Raw genomic sequence first — 17,251 nt, 5'->3', positions numbered from 1 at the left:
GTCTCACCCGTCCTATTGCTTGAAGATCGATTTTGGAATCATCCCGTGCACCCCCTTGGTGCCGTCGACCACCTGCGTGACGTGATAGTCCACCGCCACGCTCGCGATCATGTAGGCCTCTTCGCGGGTGAGTTTCGGATACTTCTCCACGATCAGCTCGATGGTCTCGCGCACCGCGATCCGCATCGCGTCGTCGAGGTCGGGATTGAGACCCATCGCCATCCAGTGCGTCGGCGTCTCGGCACGCGGCCAGCGCAGCTTCATGTCCTTGTGCAGGATGAACTGAAAGGTGCCGCGCATGCCGGTTTCGATCGCGGTCAGATCGACCTCGCCATGCCCCTGCGCTGCGTGAGCGTCTCCGGCCGAGAACAGCGCGCCCGGAGCATGGACCGGCAGATAGAGCGTCGTGCCCGCGGTCAGGTCCTTGTTGTCCATGTTGCCGGCGTGAACGCCGGGAGGACCGCTGCTGATCCGCCCTGAATCCGGCGCAAGGCCCATGATGCCGAAGAACGGACGGTTCACCGGCACGACGACTCCCTTGGCAACCTCGGCGGTCTTGGCCGTGCGATCGATCGGGATGATGCGATTCCAGAGCGCCGGGAATTCGTCCGGCAGCGTGCCCGCATAAGGGCGCTGACGGTTATAGCCCCAGTCGATTGCGAGCTGGACGTCGAGGATGCGGACCTCCAGCACATCGCCCGGCATCGCGCCCTTGATCTCGATCGGTCCGGTGAGGACGTGCGGGCCCGGCCCGCGATCCTGCACGGTGCCGTAGATGTCGCGCATCGCCTGCGGCAGCGCCGAGGGCGGGACGACGCCGGAAGCGTCGACCACGGCCGGCACGATCGATGCGATGCTTTCGAGCGTCACGGTGTCGCCGCTGTCGATGCTCAGCACCGGCTTCAGCGTCGAGAGGAAGTAGCCGATGTGGACCGTCTTCGGCGTGGGCAACAGGGTATGCTCAGCCGCCGTGACATTCGTGCTCGATACGCATCCGAGCAGCGCCGCGGCGAAGAATTCGATGCGAAAAATCGAACGGTTCATGACAGCCCCCTGATTAAAACCGGTGCAGAATGATAGCGAATGAGCAGATCGATGGAATACGGAAGGCTCCGGATCATAACGGATATGCGCCAGCCGTCTGCTCCGGCTCATCATCCGGGATGACAAGCCCTTAGCCTTCGTTCAAACTTTGCCGATGCGGTCCGCCGTCTGCACGGTCTTTGCCCTCATCTTTGCGCTATCCGTAGCGCCGAGCGGCCCGGCTCACGCGGCCGATTACCCGAACCAGATCATCAAGATCATCGTGCCGTTCCCGCCGGGCGGCGGCGTCGACGTGGTGGCGCGGATGATCGCGCCGCGCTTGAGTGAGTCGCTTGGCCAGTCAGTGATCATCGAGAACCGCGGCGGCGCCGGTGGCTCGGTTGGCGCCACGGCGGTCGCGCAAGCGCCGCATGACGGCTACACGCTGCTGCTCGGCACCGGCAGCACGCACGGCACCAACCCGCTGGTCTACACCCGGCTCGGCTACGATCCCGTGCGCGATTTCGCACCCGTGGCGCTGATCACCTCCGCGCCGATGATGCTCGTTGCCAACAACGACGTGCCGGTGAAGAACGCCGCCGAGTTGATCGCGCTCGCCAAATCCAAGCCCGGCGAATTGTCGTTCGGCTCCTACGGCACCGGCAGCAACAACCACCTCTTCGCCGAGCTGTTGAATTCGATGGCCGGCATACAAACCAACCACATCCCCTACCGCGGCTCGGCGCCGATGATGACCGACCTGATCGGCGGCCGCATTCAGTTCGCCTTCGATGGGGTGGCGACAACCGTCGGCTATATCCGAAGCGGCACCGTACGACCGCTTGGAGTCTCCAGTGCCAAACGGTCGCTCGTCCTGCCTGACGCGCCGACCATTGCCGAGCAAGGCGTGCCGGGTTTCGATGCGTCCGCCTGGTTTGCCCTGTTCGCGCCCGCCGGGACACCTCAGGCCGTGATCGATCTGCTCAACCACAAGGTCAATGACGCGCTCAAGGCCGCCGAGGTCAAGGACGGCTTCCTGAAGATCGGCAACGAGCCGGTTGGCGGCGGACCCGACGTCCTCGCCGCCACGGTGCGGTCGGATTTGCAAAAATGGGCGACAATCGTCCGCGAAAAGAATATCCATATCGACCCATGAAAAGGTCGATCCGCAGAACAAGAGGGTTCCCACATGTCTGAACACAAGCGTCAGATGCATTTCGGCGTCTTTGTGCTCGGGACGGGCAATCATTCGGCCGGCTGGCGCATGGAAGGCGCCTTCACCAGCGGCTGCAGGCTGCCGGTGCTGCAGAACATCGCGACCACCGCCGAACGCGGCAAGTTCGACCTGTTCTTCATATCCGACGGCCTGCTCATGGAGACGAACGACCATCCGTCGTTCGTCAGCCGCTTCGAGCCTCTGACTCTGTTGTCCGCGCTGAGCATGGTAACCAAGCACGTGGGGCTGGGCGCCACGGTATCGACGAGCTTCGGCGAGCCCTATCACGTCGCGCGCGCCTTCGCCTCGCTGGACCATCTCAGCAACGGCCGCGCCGGCTGGAACGTGGTGACCAGCGCCAACCAGAAGGCCGCGCTCAACTTCAGCAAGCAGCGGCTCGACGAGCACGATCTGCGCTACGAGATCGCAAGCGAGTTCGTCGACGTGGTGCGCGGCCTCTGGGACTGCTGGGACGATGGCGCCGTGGTCGCCGATTTGAAGACCGGCGTCTATCTGGACAAATCCAAGATCCATCCGCTCGACCACAAGGGGCGCTTCTATCAAGTGAAGGGCCCGCTCAACATTGAACGTTCACCGCAGGGGCAGCCGGTCATCATCCAGGCCGGCGGCTCGCCGGCCGGACAGGACCTGTCGGCACGGTCCGCGGACCTGGTGTTCTCGGTCGTCAACGGCGACAAGGAATCCGCCAAGACCGCCTATGACAGCCTGAAGCAGCGCGTGGTGAAGCACGGCCGTGACCCGCATGAACTGCCGATCCTGCCGGGCGTCATGCCGATCATCGCCGACACCGACGAGCAGGCCAAAGAGCAGCTCGCCAAGCTGCAAAGCTGGCTCACACCGACGAATGCGCTGGCGCTGGTCTCGGCGCGGCTCGGCCACGACATCTCCGGCTATCCGCTCGACGGGCCGGTGCCGGACTTTCCGCAGACCGAAGGCGGCCAGGCCTTCTCGCGAGCGTTGCTGGACATGGCCCGCCGCGAGAAGATGACGCTGCGCGATCTCTACAACGTGACGGCCGCCGCCCGCGGCCACTGGGTGATCTACGGCACGCCGAAGCGCATCGCCGACACGTTGGAGGAATGGTTCACGAGCGGCCTTGCCGACGGCTTCGTGATCATGCCGGCCTATTTCCCCGGTGCGTTCGACGATTTCGTCGATCGTGTCGTGCCGGAACTGCAACGTCGCGGGCTGTACCGGACCGAATACTCCGGCACGACGCTGCGCTCGCATCTCGGCCTCGAGCGGCCCGGCGTCATGCGGCGGCAGGCGGCCTCGTAGCCGCCAAGCCGGCGACTCCTCCATTCGGCGGATATCCCGTCGGTCCCGGTGTCGTAAACCTGGACACATTGCGGCGCGATTTTGACGGTGGAACCCGTCATGTTGCGCCGTGTGACTTCGCGCACTTCGCACAGGACCGCACCCGAATAGAGATGCTCCCGTGGCACCACAACGGGAGGCGCCTCGTGAACCGTCTCGAAGCTTCGCTGACCACTGCACTGCTTGGTGTTCTTTTGCTGGCTGCAGCGTCGACAAGCGCCGCCCATGCGGAGGCTTTCGGCCGGGTCGGCGCCGTCAATCAGGACGCCACCGGCACTCCACCGGGCGGCGCGGCACGCAAGCTCACCGTCGGCACAAACATCGTGGTCAAGGAGCGCGTGCGCACCTCCGCATCCGGCTCGACCCAGATTCAGTTTCCCGATCAGTCGGCCGTCAACCTCGGCGCCAACAGCGACCTTGTCATCGATCAGTTCGTCTACAACCCAGGTGCCAAGTCCGGCACGATGGTCGCGAGCGTGAGCCGCGGCGTGCTGCGCTTCATCGGCGGCAACATCAGCCACAACACCGGCGCCACCATCCGGACGCCGATCGGCTCGCTGGGCATTCGTGGCGGCATGGTCACGCTCCTGCTGCCTCTGCCGCGAAGCATCGCGCAGAGCGATCCGGCGCTTGCGGGCCTCACGGGCGAACTGGTGATCGCGCATTTCGGCCAGATCACGCTGAGCAACAATGTCAGCACCGTGACTGTGCCTTCGGGTTTCGCCACCGTGATCGGCTCGGCCAACGATCCGATCCCGACGCCAGTCCGGATCTCGGACGCGACGCTCAGGCTCATCGCCCGGCTGATCAACAGCAAGCAGAACCAGACCGGCGGCGTCGCCAATGTCGTAAGGCCCGGCCAGGTGCCGAGCGGATACCGATACACGGTCGTGCAGTATCCGACCGAGCCGCCGGGCACCGATCCTCTGGGTTATACGTCGATCTTCGGCACCAGCGGCAAAGGCGTGTCGCAGACCACCCAGGCGGGCAGCACGACGAAGCCGCCGCCACCGCCGCCGCCGTACTGCTGCAACTGAATTCGCGCGATTACGGATAGCCCGGGAACGTGCCAAACGAGCCGAAACCCCAGGCGCTCCTCATGGTGTCCTGCGGCCACTTCTTCGGCCGCAGCGGCACCTCCTCGTGCCAGGGCCTGGGCTCCCAGTAGCCGAGCTTTTCATCCTTCATGATGTCCATTTCGCAGTAGATCTCGACCCGGACATCGTCACTGTTGCGATGATAGGCCGCGACGTTGTGGCCGACGATGTGGCGCAGCGGCCCCCAGACCAGCTGGATGCCGTTCTTCTGCAAGATCTCGCAGCCGCGCTGAACCTCGGCCCAGTCCTTCACCTCGAAGGCGATGTGATGAAGCCGCGGCGACTCGTAGCGGACGAAATTCACCGTGTGGTGGTCCGGCCCGCAGCGCAGGAACGAGAAATGATCGCCGACCCAGTCCGACACGCGAAAGCCGAGCGTGCCGGTGTAGAAGTCGGTGACCTTCGCAACATCGGTCACGCGATAGGCGACGTGGCCGAGTTTGAGAGTGCCGATTCCGGTGTCGGAGGTGTCCTTTGGAAAGAATTTCTCGGCTTCGAACAGCTCGACCAGCGTGCCCTTCGCGTCGGTGAACACGACAGCCGCGCCGATGCCGGGGCTGACGTCGCTCCGGCGTTCCGCTTTGACGCCTTGCTGGCCGAGAGCGCGTTCGATGTCCGCGAGATCGGCGCCCGGCTGAACCTGGAACGACACGCGCATCAGCGATGATTCCGTGCCCTGCTCGAGCGCCAGAGCCTCCTGCCCGAGCTTGCTCGCGAAGAAGGCCCGATCCTTCTCGCGGTGAATGAGCTGCAGGCCCATCACCGACGTCCAGTACTCCACCTGACGCCCCAGGTCTGGCGTCGTCAGCGTGGCGTGTCCCAGTCTCCTGACGTCAATCATGGCAGCACACTCTTGGTCGATCGGGAGGCAGACCATAGATCATCGGTTGGTCAGGCTGTTGGTATAGCTGACGATAAACTGCTTCATGTCTTCGCTGATGGTTCCGAGACCCGTCAGCACCGCCTGCCCTTCATTGCCAGTCACAAGAATAGGATCGGTCTTGATCACCTTGGAATAGTCCGCCAGAAATTTCTGATCTTTCCAGAGATCGACGAAGGCCGCCCGCATGATCGCGGTGGCTTCGTCGGCGGCTTTCGGCGGCAGCAGCACGACGCGGAACATGGCGAGCTGCGGATCGGCGACGGTCCGCAACGCCTCGTAGAGCTTGTTGCCAGCCAGAGATTTGCCCGGCTGCACCTGCGCGTAGAACTCCTCGAATGTCTGCATGTTCGGCAGCGCCTTGCTGCGCGGATAGGCGCCATTCTTGCGCGGCGAAAGCTGCCACAGCGGCAGGACAACATGGCCCATGGTCGGCTCGATCGATCCGGCCCAGCCGGACAGCGACGAATTCGCCACCTGTCCGATGTTCTGCAGGATCGCGGTCTCGACCTCCTTCAGGCCGCGATACGCCGGAACCGCCTGGTACTTGCGACCAAGCAGGTCAAGCGAAAGCGTCAGGTTCATGGTGTTGCTGTTCTGCGCGTTCAGCGACAGCGCCTTGAAGTCTGTCGCCTTCATGATATCGGCGGCGGTGTTCATGCCCGGCGGGATGTCTTTGCGCGCATAGACCACCAATGGGCTCTCGACGCCCGCGATGAGCACGAAGTCCGAGTAGAACGTGCGCATCGCAGATGTGCCGACGATCTGGCCGGGCACGTCCAGCGTGAAGAAGCCGATCGTATCGCCATTCGGCTGCGCTTCGCCGAGCTGGTTGCTGCCGATGATGCCGCCGCCCCCGCCGACATTCTTCACCACGATGGTCGGATTGCCGGGGATATGCGACGGCAGATGCTGCGCCACGATCCGGCCCTCGAGGTCCGTCGGGCCGCCAGCCGGATAGTTGACGATCATGGTGATCGTCTTGCCTTTGTAGAACTGCGCGCTCGCCTCATGAGGCAACAGCGCCAGCACCAGGATTCCGAAGACTGCCCACAGCACCTTCGTCATCGAATTCCTCCCATAAACGCCACGTTTTTGTTTTTCCGTCGCGGCGACGGCGCGCCGCGACGGTTCTTCAGTGGCCGGCAATCGAGCCGCTACTTCTTGGCCGACCTCTGGTCGGTCAGAAGCGTGCCGAGCTTGAAAGGCTCGAAGGTCGGCTTGTACGACTTCTCGTCCAGGAACTGCCGCAGGCCGGTGTTGTAGGAGTCTTCCTTGTCGGCGGTCTTGATGGCCTGACCTTTTGCCGCGAGGTATTCGTAGGACTGCGCCACGTCCATGGTCCGGCAATGGCGGATCGCCTGCTTGGTCGCACGCAGCACCGCCGGGCTCTTCTTCATCAAGCGCTCGGCCAGATCGGTGACGGCGTCTTCCAGCTTTTCGAGCGGCACCGCGTAGTTGATCATGCCGATCCGCGCCGCCTCCTTGCCGTCGAACGGATCACCGAGGCAGGCGTAGTAGAGCGCGTGGCGCGGCAGCACGGTGTCGATCACCGCCTTGGACACCAGCGCGCCCGGCAGAATGCCCCAGTTCACCTCGGACAGTGAGAACGTCGCGTTCTCGGCCGCGATGGCAAAGTCGGTGGCCAGAAGCTGCATGAAGGCGCCGCCGACGCAGTAGCCGTGCACCATGGCAATCGTCGGCTTGTCGTATTGATAGAGCCGCTCCCAGCGCCAGCGGTTCGCTGCAGCTGCGGCCTTTTTCCGTTCGCCCGGGTTCTTCTCGAGCTCGCGGAAGAACTTCTTCAAGTCCTGGCCGGCGCTGAAGTTGCCGCCCTCGCCGGTCACCACCACGACCTTGACGTCGTCATCGACCTCGAGCCGGGCCAGCGCGTCATCCATGTCGTAGTGCAACTGCGGGCTCATGGCATTGCGCTTGTCCGGGCGGTTGAGCGAGGTCCAGGCGATGCCATCCCGGATCCGCACCTTGACGCATTCATACTTGTATTCAGCCATTTGAGACGTCCTCCTGTTGCGTGTCTCGTTACGGGCCGACATGGCCCGATTTCAAATCAGCCGTAAGTCCGGAGCACATGACGCGCGAGCGTCATCTTCAGAATCTCGATCGGACCTTCGGTGATCATCATGCTGCGCTGGTCTCTCCAGAATTTCTCGATCGGCAGATCGGTCGCGAGCCCCATGCCGCCGTGGATCTCCATGCAGCGGTCGGCGGCGTGGAACGACTGGGTGTCGCCGAAAATCTTGGCCATATAGGCCTCGGCGCGGATGTCACGGCCCTGATCATATTTCCACGCGGCGTCGTAGACCATCAGCCGCAACTGATGCATCTCCATGAAACTCTCGGCGAGCATCCACTGCACCGCCTGCCGGTCCGCCAACGGCTTGCCGAAGGTGACGCGCTCTTTCGCGTATTTGGTGCCGAGCTCGAGACAGCGCTCGATCACGCCAATGCTGCGCGCGCCATGGCGGATGCGGCCGACATTGAGCCAGTGCTGCGCGTGGGCGAAGCCTTCTCCCTCCTCGCCGATCCGATCCTCGACCGGCACCTTGACGTTGTCGAAGGCGATCTCCCAGGGCCGGTCGTCGATGACGAGTTCCTGCGCCCGCAGCAGTTTCACGCCGGGCGATTTCATATCGACGATGAAGGCAGAAATCCCGCCACGCGAGCCTTTGGAGCGGTCGGTCGCCGCAACGAGCTGCGTGAAATGCGCCTCGTCGGCGTTGGTGATGAAGCGCTTGGTGCCGTTGATGACGTAGTGGTCGCCCTCACGAACGGCCGTCGTCCGCATGCCGCCGGGATCGCCGCCGGCTTCGGGCTCGGTCTGGGCCAGGCACCAATTCAGCTCGCCGCGGATCGTCGGCAGCAGATACTTCTTCTTCTGCTCGTCGTTGAGATGATAGAGGATCGGGCTGACGTTGGGGCCGAACACGTCGGCGCCGCGCGACGGCAGCGCAATGCTGCGGCCGAGCTCGGCCCAGACCGTCGCCTTGGCAACGAGTCCCATGCCGAGACCGCCGTATTCCACCGGCACGTCGTAGCCTTGCAGGCCCAGTTCCTTGGCCTTGGCGGTCAGATGCTTTCGCACCTCGGGCTTGAGCTTGTTGTTCTCGCGCGCGGTGCGCTCGATCGGGATCAGCTCGCGATCGACGAACTTGCGAACGGCGTCCTTGAGCATCCGGATTTCCTCCGGAAGCTCAAAATTCAGCCCGTCAGGCGCGGACTGTGCATCCATATCCGCTCTCCTAGGCTTGACGGGGCACCACGCGAACGTCGACCGCGCGAGCGCCGTCGCCTTTCGCAAGAACGATCAGCGGATTGATCTCGAAATCGGACAGGAACGCCCGATGATCGAGGAACAGCCGCGACAGGCCCGTCATCGCTCGAACGACGGCGTCGATATCGCGCGCCGGACGGCCGCGGAACTCGCCGAGCAGCGACGCGCTCCGCAACGAGGCCAGCATCTCGCGCGCGGTTGGCTCGTCAACCGGCAGCAACCGAATGGCCACGTCACGCATCACCTCGACCATGACGCCGCCGAGCCCGACCAGCATGAACGGACCGAATTGCGGGTCTTCGCGGACGCCAAGGATGATCTCAAGGCCCGACACCATCTCCTGCACCAGGAAACCTTCGATCCGGGCGCCGGCATCGTGCGCAACGAGGCGCGCGCTCATCGTCTCCGCCGCGGCCCGGACCTCGCTGGCATCGCGCAATCCAAGCGAAACGCCGCCAACCTCGGTTTTGTGGCTGGCTTGCGGCGAGACGATTTTCAGCGCCACGGGAAAACCGATGCGGGAGGCGGCGGCAGCGGCTTCATCGGCGGTCTTGGCCATCGCGCTTTTGGGCGCGTTCAAATCATGAGTGCTCAGCAGCGCGTCGAGCGCCGCGCCTTTGAGGTTTTCCGCACGGCCCTGCGGCGCCGGCGCGGCAACGGGTTTGCGCCGGAGCGCCGCCGCGTAGCGCACCAGGCCCTGCAGCGCGCGAACTGTCTGCGGCAAGCCTTGGATGAACGGCACCCCGGTCTCGCTTTGATATTTGCGGCTGACCTCCGAAGCATTCTGCGAGATGCGGCCAAAGGCCAGCACCGGTTTGTCGGTCGAGGCGAGAACGCCTCGCAGCGGCTCGGCATTGTACGGGTCGTTCGGCCCGGTCGGCACGAGCCCCTGCACCGTGACCAGATCGACCGTCGGATCGGCGCAGACGACCTTGCAAATCTCGGCAAACTTCGGCGCCTGCACGCCGACGGCGGGACCGACGTCGAGCGGATTCTCGGCCGCAAGCCCCGGATCGACCATCGGCTGAAGCCGGGCACGGGTTTCCGGCGTGAACGGCGCCATCTCGGCGCCCTCGTCGCTGGCGTAGTCGAGCACGAGTCCCTTGGCGCCGCCCGAGTAGCAGGCCATGGCAATACGGTTGCCCTTCGGCAGGCGTCCCTGGCTGAAGGCGAGCGATGTTTCCAGCAGATCGTCCAGCGACGGACAGCGCACGATGCCATATTTGCGGCACACCGCGTCGAACACCTGATCGTCTGCCGCAATGGCGCCGGTGTGGCTTGCGGTCGCGGCCTTGCCGCGTTCGCTGCGCCCGACCTTGAGAAGTATGATCGGCTTCGCGGCTTTGAGCGCCTTCTCGGCCGCCGCCATGAAGGCCTGCGGCCGCCGCACGCCCTCGACGAGACAGACAATGGTCTTGGTGTGCTCGTCGTCGACCAGGAAATTGATGTAGTCGGCGAGATCGAGATCGAGCTCGTTGCCGCTCGACACCGCATAAGAGAAGTCGAGCCCGCGCAGCGCCGCCTGCTGCAGCCAGAACTGGAAGGTGCCGCCGGACTGGAACACAACCCCGACGCCACCCGGCTGCAGTGAACGCACACGCTTGGCTGGATAAAGCAGAAGCTTCTCGCGAATCGCGAGCGAGCCCATGCAATTCGGACCGGAAATCCGAAGCCCGTTGTTGTCCGACAGTGCGCGCAACGCCTGTGCACGCTTCTGGCCTTCGGGATCTCCGCCTTCGCCAAATTGCGCCGCGAAGATCAGCGCGCATTTCAAGCCGTTTTGCGCGCCCTCGGTGAGCGTGTCGACGACCGCGGCCGTCGGGATCACCGTCAAGGCGAGATCGACCGGCTCCGGGAGCGCGGCGAAGCTCGGATAGACCTTCCGGCCCCACAGCTCGTCGCGTTTCGGATTGATCAGATAGACCTTTGCCGGGAAACCGCCGAACTCCAGGTTCTGGTAGATTTCCTGACCCCACCCGCCGCGGCTGGAGTCGGATGCGCCAACAAGCGCGATGGATTTCGGGCGGAGCAGATACTCAACTGACCGAAACACAACCATGCTTTCCCGATCGCCATTGCGTTGTCGTCGAACACCGCCCCAGCGTTCGATAACCGCGCGGAGCATGCAGGCTCACGCGCCGACTGCCAAGACTGCGTTTGCGAATGACAGGCAACCACGGTGGGGTCGATAATCGCACAAGCGGGCGGCTTTCGCTGCGCTGCAATACGGAGGCTGCTATGATCAGGCTGATCGACCGGGGTTAATGGATGGCACAGCTCGACATCGCCCAACGTGTTTACAACCACGCGTGGAAGCTCGACCCTATCGTCCGCAGCCTGCTCGACACGGATTTCTACAAGCTTTTGATGCTGCAGATGATATGGGCGCGGCATCCGGATGTGCGTGCGACCTTCTCGCTGCTCAATCGAACCAGGCGTATCAGGCTGGCCGATACCATCGATCAGAAAGCACTACGCGACCAGCTCGATCACGCCCGCACCATCCGCTTCACCAAAAAGGAGATGATCTGGCTCGCCGGCAATTCGTTCTACGGGCGCAAGCAGATTTTCTCGCCCGAATTTCTGGCGTGGCTCGAGCGCTTCGAGCTGCCCGATTACGATCTGCACAAGGAAGACGGCGAGTTCGTGCTAGAATTCCCGGGGCTGTGGACCCACACCTCGATGTGGGAGATCCCGGCGCTTGCGATCATCAACGAGCTGCGCTCGCGGGCCGCGCTCAAGGGGCTGGGTCGCTTTACGCTCGACGTGCTCTACGCGCGCGCCAAGGCCAAGCTGTGGTCGAAGGTGGAGCGGCTGGCGAAACTGCCCGATCTCAAGATTTCGGACTTCGGCACGCGTCGGCGCCACAGCTTTCTCTGGCAACGCTGGTGCGTGGAGGCGCTGAAGGAAGGCTTAAGTGATGCGCTGATCGGCACCAGCAACGTGTTGCTCGCCATGGATACCGACATGGAAGCGATCGGCACCAACGCACACGAACTGCCGATGGTGTTGGCGGCCCTGGCCACGAGTGACGAGGAGCTACGACAGGCGCCCTATCGCGTGCTGCAGGATTGGAAGAAATTCTACGGCGGCAATCTTCTGATCGTGCTGCCGGACACGTTCGGCACGCCTTCATTTCTCCGCTATGCGCCCGATTGGATCGCCGACTGGACCGGCTTTCGTCCGGACTCAGCGCCGCCCATCGAAGGCGGCGAGATGATCATCGACTGGTGGCGCGCCAAGGGCCAGAACCCGCAAGACAAGCTCCTGGTGTTTTCCGATGCGCTCGATGTCGACACCATCGAGCGCACGTACCAGCATTTTCGCGGCAAGGCGCGGATGAGCTTCGGCTGGGGCACCAACCTGACCAACGATTTCGCGGGCTGCGCGCCGCATCCGAACGATCAGCTCGGCGCAATCTCGCTGGTCTGCAAGGTCAAGGAGGCGAACGGACGTCCGGCGGTGAAGCTCTCCGACAGCATCAACAAGGCGATGGGTCTACCGAGCGAGATCAAACGCTATCTCTCGGTGTTCGGCACCGAGGGACGCGTCGAGCAGCCGGTTCTGATCTGAACCATGCTTTACCGGGCGCCGGAGCCGGCGCCCTATGGCGCCGGGGCGTACTCCTCGCGCACCGGCGTGAAGATATCGAGGTTCAGCACCGGCTCGTCGCCGACCACTTCGCCCCAATGCATCACGTCGGGCGGGATTTGCAGCAGACCGCCGGGGCCGAGCACCACGCTCTTGTCGCCGACATGGAAGCGGATGTGGCCGGCGAGAATGTAGACGATCTGTTCGTACGTGTGCTTGTGGGGCTTCGGCTCGTGCTTCGGCATCAGCTTGTGCAGAGCGAGCGTCGCGCCGTTGCCGGAGAACGCCTTGCGCGTGATGCCTTCGCGCACCGGCTCCCACGGGATGTTCTCCCAATCAATCTTGTGCAGGTCCATGGCAGTCTCCTTACTTGGTTTCGCCGAGGATGCCCCCCGGCCGGATGAAAAGGAAGATCAGCAGCACCGACAGCGCGGCCACGTTCTTCAAGCCCGCACCGAACGCCACGATGGCGATCGATTGCGCGAGCCCCAGCATGATGCCGCCGATGAACGCTCCGAGCGGATGGCCAAAGCCGCCGACGATGGCGGCGATGAAGCCTGAGATTGCAAATGGCACGCCGACATTGAACGCGGTGTATTGCGTCGGCGTGATGAGGACACCGGCGATGGCGCCGAGCCCGGCCGACAGCGCGAATGACAGCGCCAGCATGCGCGAGACGTTGATGCCTTGCAGCGACGCAGCCTCGCGATTGAACGCGCAGGCGCGCATCGCCTTGCCGGTCTTGGTCCGCTTGAAGAACTGGTCGAGCAGAACGATCAGAAGGAACGAAATGCCGACGATCCAGAGGAACTGGTAGCTCACGGCCACCGAGCCGAACCGGATCGGCGGCAGGTCGGTGAACTGCGGCAAGGTTCGGGGCTGATCGCCGGCCACGATCAACGCCAGGCGCTCAACGACGATCTGGGCCGCGAGCGTCGCCAGGATCATCACGAACATGGTCGCCTTGCGATCCCACAGCGGCCGCACCACGATGCGTTCAACGACGACACCCGCGGCCGCGACCACAACGATGGCGGCCGCGGCTGCAATCGGTAGCGGCAGGCCGAGCGTCTTGAGCGCGCTATAGGCGATCATGCCGCCCATCATCACGAACGCGCCCTGGGCGAAGTTCACGATGCCGCTGGCGTTGTAGATGACGCAGAAGCCGATGCCGATCAGGCCGTAGATGCAGCCGACGGCGATGCCGGACAGCGCGATCTGGGGGAGATACGACAGGTCAGGCATGATCGGCTCCATGACCCACACCGAGATAGGCTGCGACGACAGCAGGGTTCTCGCGGACCTCGGCCGGCGTGCCTTGGGCGATCTTGCGGCCGAAATCCAGCACCGCGATAGTGTCGGCCGTGTTCATCACAAGCTTCATGTCATGCTCGATCAGCAGCACCGTGGTGCCACGCTGGGCGATCGCGCGGATGGTCGCCGACAGACGCTTGGACTCATCGGTCGAAAGTCCTGCCGCGGGCTCGTCGAGCAACAGAAGCTTCGGCCGCGCCGCCAGTGCTCGCGCGATTTCGAGAAGCCGTTGCTGGCCGTAGGCGAGCGCGGTGGATTCCGCATCGGCGGCACCTTCCAATCCGACAAAATCGAGCAGTTCGCGCGCCCGCGCCTCGACCTCGCGCTCGGCCGCCCGCGTGCCGCGGCTTCGGGCCAGGGCCGACAAAGCGCCGCCCGTGGTGTGCAGATGGCATCCGACCTGGATGTTCTCGAGCACCGACAGATTCTGGAAGAGCTGCACCAATTGGAAGGTGCGGATAAGGCCCAATGCGGCGATCTTCTCCGGCGGACGCGCTGTGATGTCCTCGCCCGCGAACACGATGCGTCCGGCATTCGGCTCCCGGAACCCGGAAATCAGATTGAACAGCGTGGTCTTGCCGGCACCGTTTGGCCCGATCACCGCGGTGACGCCACCCTGGGCGACCTCGAGATTGATGGCATCGACGGCGACCAGCCCGCCAAATCGACGCGTCACGCCCTGCAGAGATAAAAGCGTCATGCCTTATCTCCGCGTGACATCAAACTGCCGAGGCCGGCGAGGCCTTTCGGAGCGTAGATCAGCAGCGCGATCAGGCCGGCGCCGTAGAACAGATCCTGGTACTCCTTGAAGCCACGGAAAATTTCCGGCAGCAGGCTGACAATCACTGCGCCGAGGATGGGTCCGCCGATCGTACCGATGCCACCGACATAAAGCATCGTGAAGGCGAGAACGACCATGTGCAGCCCGAACACCTCGGGACTGACGAACTCCACCACATGCACGAACAGCGAGCCGGCGAGCGCCGCATAGCCGGCCGAGATCATGAACGCGGCGAGTTTGTAGCGGGCCACCTCGATGCCAAGCGCTCGCGCCGCATCCTCGCTTCCGGCGATCGCAGCCACCGCCCGCCCGAAGCGCGAGGCGCGAAGGCGCGCTGCGGCAAACGTCGCCAGCGCCACGATCACCATGAGCGCGAACAGCTTGCCGCGCTCCGACACGATCTCGTAGCCGGCGATGCCGAGCGGCGCGACGCCGGAAATGCCCATGTAGCCCTGAGTCACCGACTGCCACTGGATCGCGATCTCGTAGACGATCAAGCCGATCGCGAGCGTCGCCATCGCGAGGTAGTGGCCCTTGAGCCGCAAGGTCGGCCAGCCGATCACCAGCGCCACGACGAGCGCCAGCCCGAGACCCGCCGCAAAGGCCGCGATCGGTTCCCAGTAATAGGTCGCGGTGAGAATGGCCGAGGTATAGCCCGACAACGCCGCGAATGCGTTGTGTCCGAATGACACCTGGCCGGCGAAGCCCATGAACACATTGAGCCCGATGACGAACACCGCGTAGATCATCGCGAACGACATGATGGTGACGAAATAGCCGCCACTGACGAAGGCATAACCCAGCATCGCGGCCGCCACCGCCCACGGCAGCGCCGCCAGCGCGCGCCGGATCCAGTCACGAGAGATAGTAGCGGGCGAGTTCGTCATGGGACGTGATGGTTCGCGGATCGATTTCGGCGATCAATCGACCGACCGAGAGCAGGTAAGCGCGGCTCGACCGACGCAGCGCCAGCGGCGCCTTCTGCTCGACCAGGACGATCGGCAGACCTTCCTTATTGAGGAGCGCGAGCGTGCTGAGAATTTCGTCGATGACCTTGGGCGCAAGGCCGAGCGAAGGCTCGTCCAGCAGCAGGATTTTCGGATCGGCCATCAACGCGCGGCCGACCGCCAGCATCTGCTGCTCGCCGCCGGACAGCGAGCCCGAGATTTGATGAAGCCGCTCGCGCAGCCGCGGGAATAGATCGAACACGCGTTTCTCGCGACGCTCGAACTCGGCGGTGTCGTTGAGCAGATAGGCTCCGAGCTCGAGGTTTTCCTGGACCGTCATCGGCGCAAAGATCCCGCGCCCCTCAGGCACCAGCACCACGCCACGCGCGACGCAGGCGTCGGGCGACTGGCGCGGCAAGGACGCGCCGCCAAAACTGACCTCGCCGGAATTGGCGACGAGGCCCATGATGGCGCGCATCAGCGTGCTCTTGCCCGCGCCGTTCGGGCCCAGCACGGCGACGAACTCGCCGGCTGCAACCGAGAGGCTGATGTCATGCAGCGCCTCGACGCGCCCGTAGCGCGCCGAGAGCTGCCGGACTTCGAGGACCGCCGTCACTTCACGACTATGACGCGCCCGCCGACGATGCTTGCGAGCAGGAACGGGTTGACGGTGATGCCCTGGTGCACGGTCGGCGACATGTTGTAGACGCCGGTGGTGCCCTGGAATCCGGTGATGGCCTCGATCTGGTCGCGAACTTTCGAGCCCTCGAAGCTCTTGCCCTGCTCGACCGCCTTGGCGGTGATCTGCACACCGTCCCAGCCGCGCGCCGCCCAGTTCGGATCGCGGTCCTGGTATTTCGCCTTCCACGGCACCAGGAACTTGGCGATCTCCGACTTCATCGCGCTGTCCGGCAGTGCGTCGTAGACCTGCGACGGCGAGGCGACGAAGAAGAACTTGTCGCCGAGCACTTCGGCGACCGGGCGGAACACCGCCAGATCCTCGACGCTGGTCAGCATCAGCATGTCGAGACCGAGCTGCTTGATGTTCTTGGCCGCGGTCAGCGTGGTGCCGCCGAGGCCGATCTTGAGGATCGCGCGGGCGCCGGCCGCATTCATCTTGCTGATCTGGACGCTGAGATCGGCGTCATCCTGCTTGTACTGTTCGATCCCGACCAGCTCGAGGCCGTAATCGGCCGCGGTCTTTTCGGCGATGTTCTTCTGCAGCACCGCATAGGGCGACGGATCGTGCAGCACGCCGATCTTTTTGACCTGGGTCTTTTCTTTGAGATACGACAGCCGCGTTGAAACCTCGAACCCCGCTGGCGGAAGCGTGCTGAACGCCCATTTCACGTGATCGGCGTTCTGCGGCAGGATCGAGCACAGCACCATCGGGATTTGCGCACGCACCGTGAGCGGCGCGCCGGCGAAATTACCCGCCGAGACGCAACCCGACAGGAAGATGTCGGCTTTGTCCGACGAGATCATCTTGCGATAGACCGTCACCGCCTCCTGCGGCTCGGACTTGTTGTCCTCGACGACGACCTCGACCTTGCGGCCCATGATGCCGCCCTTGGCGTTGAGCGCCGCCGCCGCGAGCTCGACGCCGTCGCTCCAGCCGCGGTCGACCGTGGCGGCATAACCGGTCAGGCCGGCCGAAATGCCGATCTTGTAGACCTGCTGAGCACCGGCCGGGCTGGCCGACAGCGCGGCAGCGATTGCGGCAAGCGTCGCAAATTTCACCCTGTTCATGACGTCCCTCCCACTCCTTT

16 protein-coding genes are annotated in these 17,251 nt (G+C 64.0%); 4 read left to right on the top strand and 12 right to left on the bottom strand.

The genetic code is table 11. From position 1 onward, the window contains the following. Positions 1 to 12: 12 nt before the first annotated feature. Positions 13 to 1,044 (bottom strand): acetamidase/formamidase family protein, encoded by a 1,032-nt coding sequence (locus RHPLAN_RS11535; RefSeq protein ID WP_068017588.1) that lies wholly within the window; start codon positions 1,042 to 1,044, stop codon positions 13 to 15. Between the two features lie 154 nt (positions 1,045 to 1,198). Between RHPLAN_RS11535 and RHPLAN_RS11530 the strand changes: the two genes are divergently transcribed. The 3 genes from RHPLAN_RS11530 to RHPLAN_RS11520 all read left to right on the top strand — a co-directional run bounded on the left by RHPLAN_RS11530 (position 1,199) and on the right by RHPLAN_RS11520 (position 4,614). After that, the gene (locus RHPLAN_RS11530; RefSeq protein ID WP_068017585.1) at positions 1,199 to 2,179 is read left to right on the top strand and encodes a Bug family tripartite tricarboxylate transporter substrate binding protein; all 981 of its coding nucleotides are present in this window, start codon (positions 1,199 to 1,201) and stop codon (positions 2,177 to 2,179) included. 33 nt (positions 2,180 to 2,212) lie between these two features. Continuing rightward, positions 2,213 to 3,538, top strand: a complete 1,326-nt coding sequence (locus RHPLAN_RS11525; protein ID WP_068017582.1) for an LLM class flavin-dependent oxidoreductase — start codon at positions 2,213 to 2,215, stop codon at positions 3,536 to 3,538. Positions 3,539 to 3,723: 185 nt separating this feature from the next. After that, positions 3,724 to 4,614, top strand: coding sequence for a FecR family protein (locus tag RHPLAN_RS11520; RefSeq protein ID WP_068017579.1), 891 nt, complete (start codon positions 3,724 to 3,726; stop codon positions 4,612 to 4,614). A 10-nt stretch (positions 4,615 to 4,624) separates the two neighbouring features. Here the strand turns inward: RHPLAN_RS11520 and RHPLAN_RS11515 are convergent, their stop codons facing one another. The 5 genes from RHPLAN_RS11515 to RHPLAN_RS11495 all read right to left on the bottom strand — a co-directional run bounded on the left by RHPLAN_RS11515 (position 4,625) and on the right by RHPLAN_RS11495 (position 10,902). Continuing rightward, positions 4,625 to 5,515: a VOC family protein gene (locus tag RHPLAN_RS11515; protein WP_198164853.1), complete on the bottom strand. Its 891-nt coding sequence runs from the start codon at positions 5,513 to 5,515 to the stop codon at positions 4,625 to 4,627. Positions 5,516 to 5,554: 39 nt separating this feature from the next. Next, positions 5,555 to 6,622, bottom strand: coding sequence for a type 2 periplasmic-binding domain-containing protein (locus RHPLAN_RS11510; RefSeq protein WP_068017572.1), 1,068 nt, complete (start codon positions 6,620 to 6,622; stop codon positions 5,555 to 5,557). 89 nt (positions 6,623 to 6,711) lie between these two features. Then, complete coding sequence (locus tag RHPLAN_RS11505) at positions 6,712 to 7,569, bottom strand: p-hydroxycinnamoyl CoA hydratase/lyase (RefSeq protein ID WP_068017570.1); 858 nt, start codon at positions 7,567 to 7,569, stop codon at positions 6,712 to 6,714. 56 nt (positions 7,570 to 7,625) lie between these two features. Continuing rightward, positions 7,626 to 8,807: an acyl-CoA dehydrogenase family protein gene (locus RHPLAN_RS11500; RefSeq protein ID WP_068017566.1), complete on the bottom strand. Its 1,182-nt coding sequence runs from the start codon at positions 8,805 to 8,807 to the stop codon at positions 7,626 to 7,628. 10 nt (positions 8,808 to 8,817) lie between these two features. Beyond that, a complete protein-coding gene (locus tag RHPLAN_RS11495) occupies positions 8,818 to 10,902 on the bottom strand; it encodes an acetate--CoA ligase family protein (protein WP_198164851.1) in 2,085 nt (694 codons plus the stop codon). A 215-nt stretch (positions 10,903 to 11,117) separates the two neighbouring features. Between RHPLAN_RS11495 and RHPLAN_RS11490 the strand changes: the two genes are divergently transcribed. Continuing rightward, positions 11,118 to 12,422 carry a nicotinate phosphoribosyltransferase gene (locus tag RHPLAN_RS11490; RefSeq protein ID WP_068017560.1) on the top strand — a complete coding sequence of 435 codons (1,305 nt, stop codon included), beginning with the start codon at positions 11,118 to 11,120 and terminating at the stop codon, positions 12,420 to 12,422. 32 nt (positions 12,423 to 12,454) lie between these two features. Here the strand turns inward: RHPLAN_RS11490 and RHPLAN_RS11485 are convergent, their stop codons facing one another. Genes RHPLAN_RS11485 through RHPLAN_RS11460 form a run of 6 tightly spaced genes read right to left on the bottom strand, consistent with a single transcriptional unit; the run spans position 12,455 to position 17,231 of the window. Next, the gene (locus RHPLAN_RS11485; RefSeq protein ID WP_068017557.1) at positions 12,455 to 12,796 is read right to left on the bottom strand and encodes a cupin domain-containing protein; all 342 of its coding nucleotides are present in this window, start codon (positions 12,794 to 12,796) and stop codon (positions 12,455 to 12,457) included. Positions 12,797 to 12,806: 10 nt separating this feature from the next. Continuing rightward, positions 12,807 to 13,685 carry a branched-chain amino acid ABC transporter permease gene (locus RHPLAN_RS11480; protein WP_198164850.1) on the bottom strand — a complete coding sequence of 293 codons (879 nt, stop codon included), beginning with the start codon at positions 13,683 to 13,685 and terminating at the stop codon, positions 12,807 to 12,809. After that, positions 13,678 to 14,454: an ABC transporter ATP-binding protein gene (locus RHPLAN_RS11475; protein WP_068017551.1), complete on the bottom strand. Its 777-nt coding sequence runs from the start codon at positions 14,452 to 14,454 to the stop codon at positions 13,678 to 13,680. The genes RHPLAN_RS11480 and RHPLAN_RS11475 overlap by 8 nt, the downstream gene beginning before the upstream one ends. Continuing rightward, on the bottom strand, positions 14,451 to 15,422 hold the full coding sequence (locus RHPLAN_RS11470; RefSeq protein WP_084244725.1) for a branched-chain amino acid ABC transporter permease: 972 nt from the start codon (positions 15,420 to 15,422) through the stop codon (positions 14,451 to 14,453). Before RHPLAN_RS11470 ends, RHPLAN_RS11475 begins: the two co-directional genes overlap by 4 nt. Further along, positions 15,391 to 16,098 carry an ABC transporter ATP-binding protein gene (locus RHPLAN_RS11465; protein WP_068017545.1) on the bottom strand — a complete coding sequence of 236 codons (708 nt, stop codon included), beginning with the start codon at positions 16,096 to 16,098 and terminating at the stop codon, positions 15,391 to 15,393. Before RHPLAN_RS11465 ends, RHPLAN_RS11470 begins: the two co-directional genes overlap by 32 nt. Then, the gene (locus RHPLAN_RS11460; RefSeq protein WP_068017543.1) at positions 16,095 to 17,231 is read right to left on the bottom strand and encodes an ABC transporter substrate-binding protein; all 1,137 of its coding nucleotides are present in this window, start codon (positions 17,229 to 17,231) and stop codon (positions 16,095 to 16,097) included. The genes RHPLAN_RS11465 and RHPLAN_RS11460 overlap by 4 nt, the downstream gene beginning before the upstream one ends. Positions 17,232 to 17,251: the final 20 nt, after the last annotated feature.

The organism is Rhodoplanes sp. Z2-YC6860 (assembly GCF_001579845.1).
Classification (GTDB): Bacteria; Pseudomonadota; Alphaproteobacteria; order Rhizobiales; family Xanthobacteraceae; genus Z2-YC6860.
The sequence above is the reverse complement of the archived record's forward strand: the minus strand, read 5'-3'. Positions and strand labels throughout refer to the sequence as shown.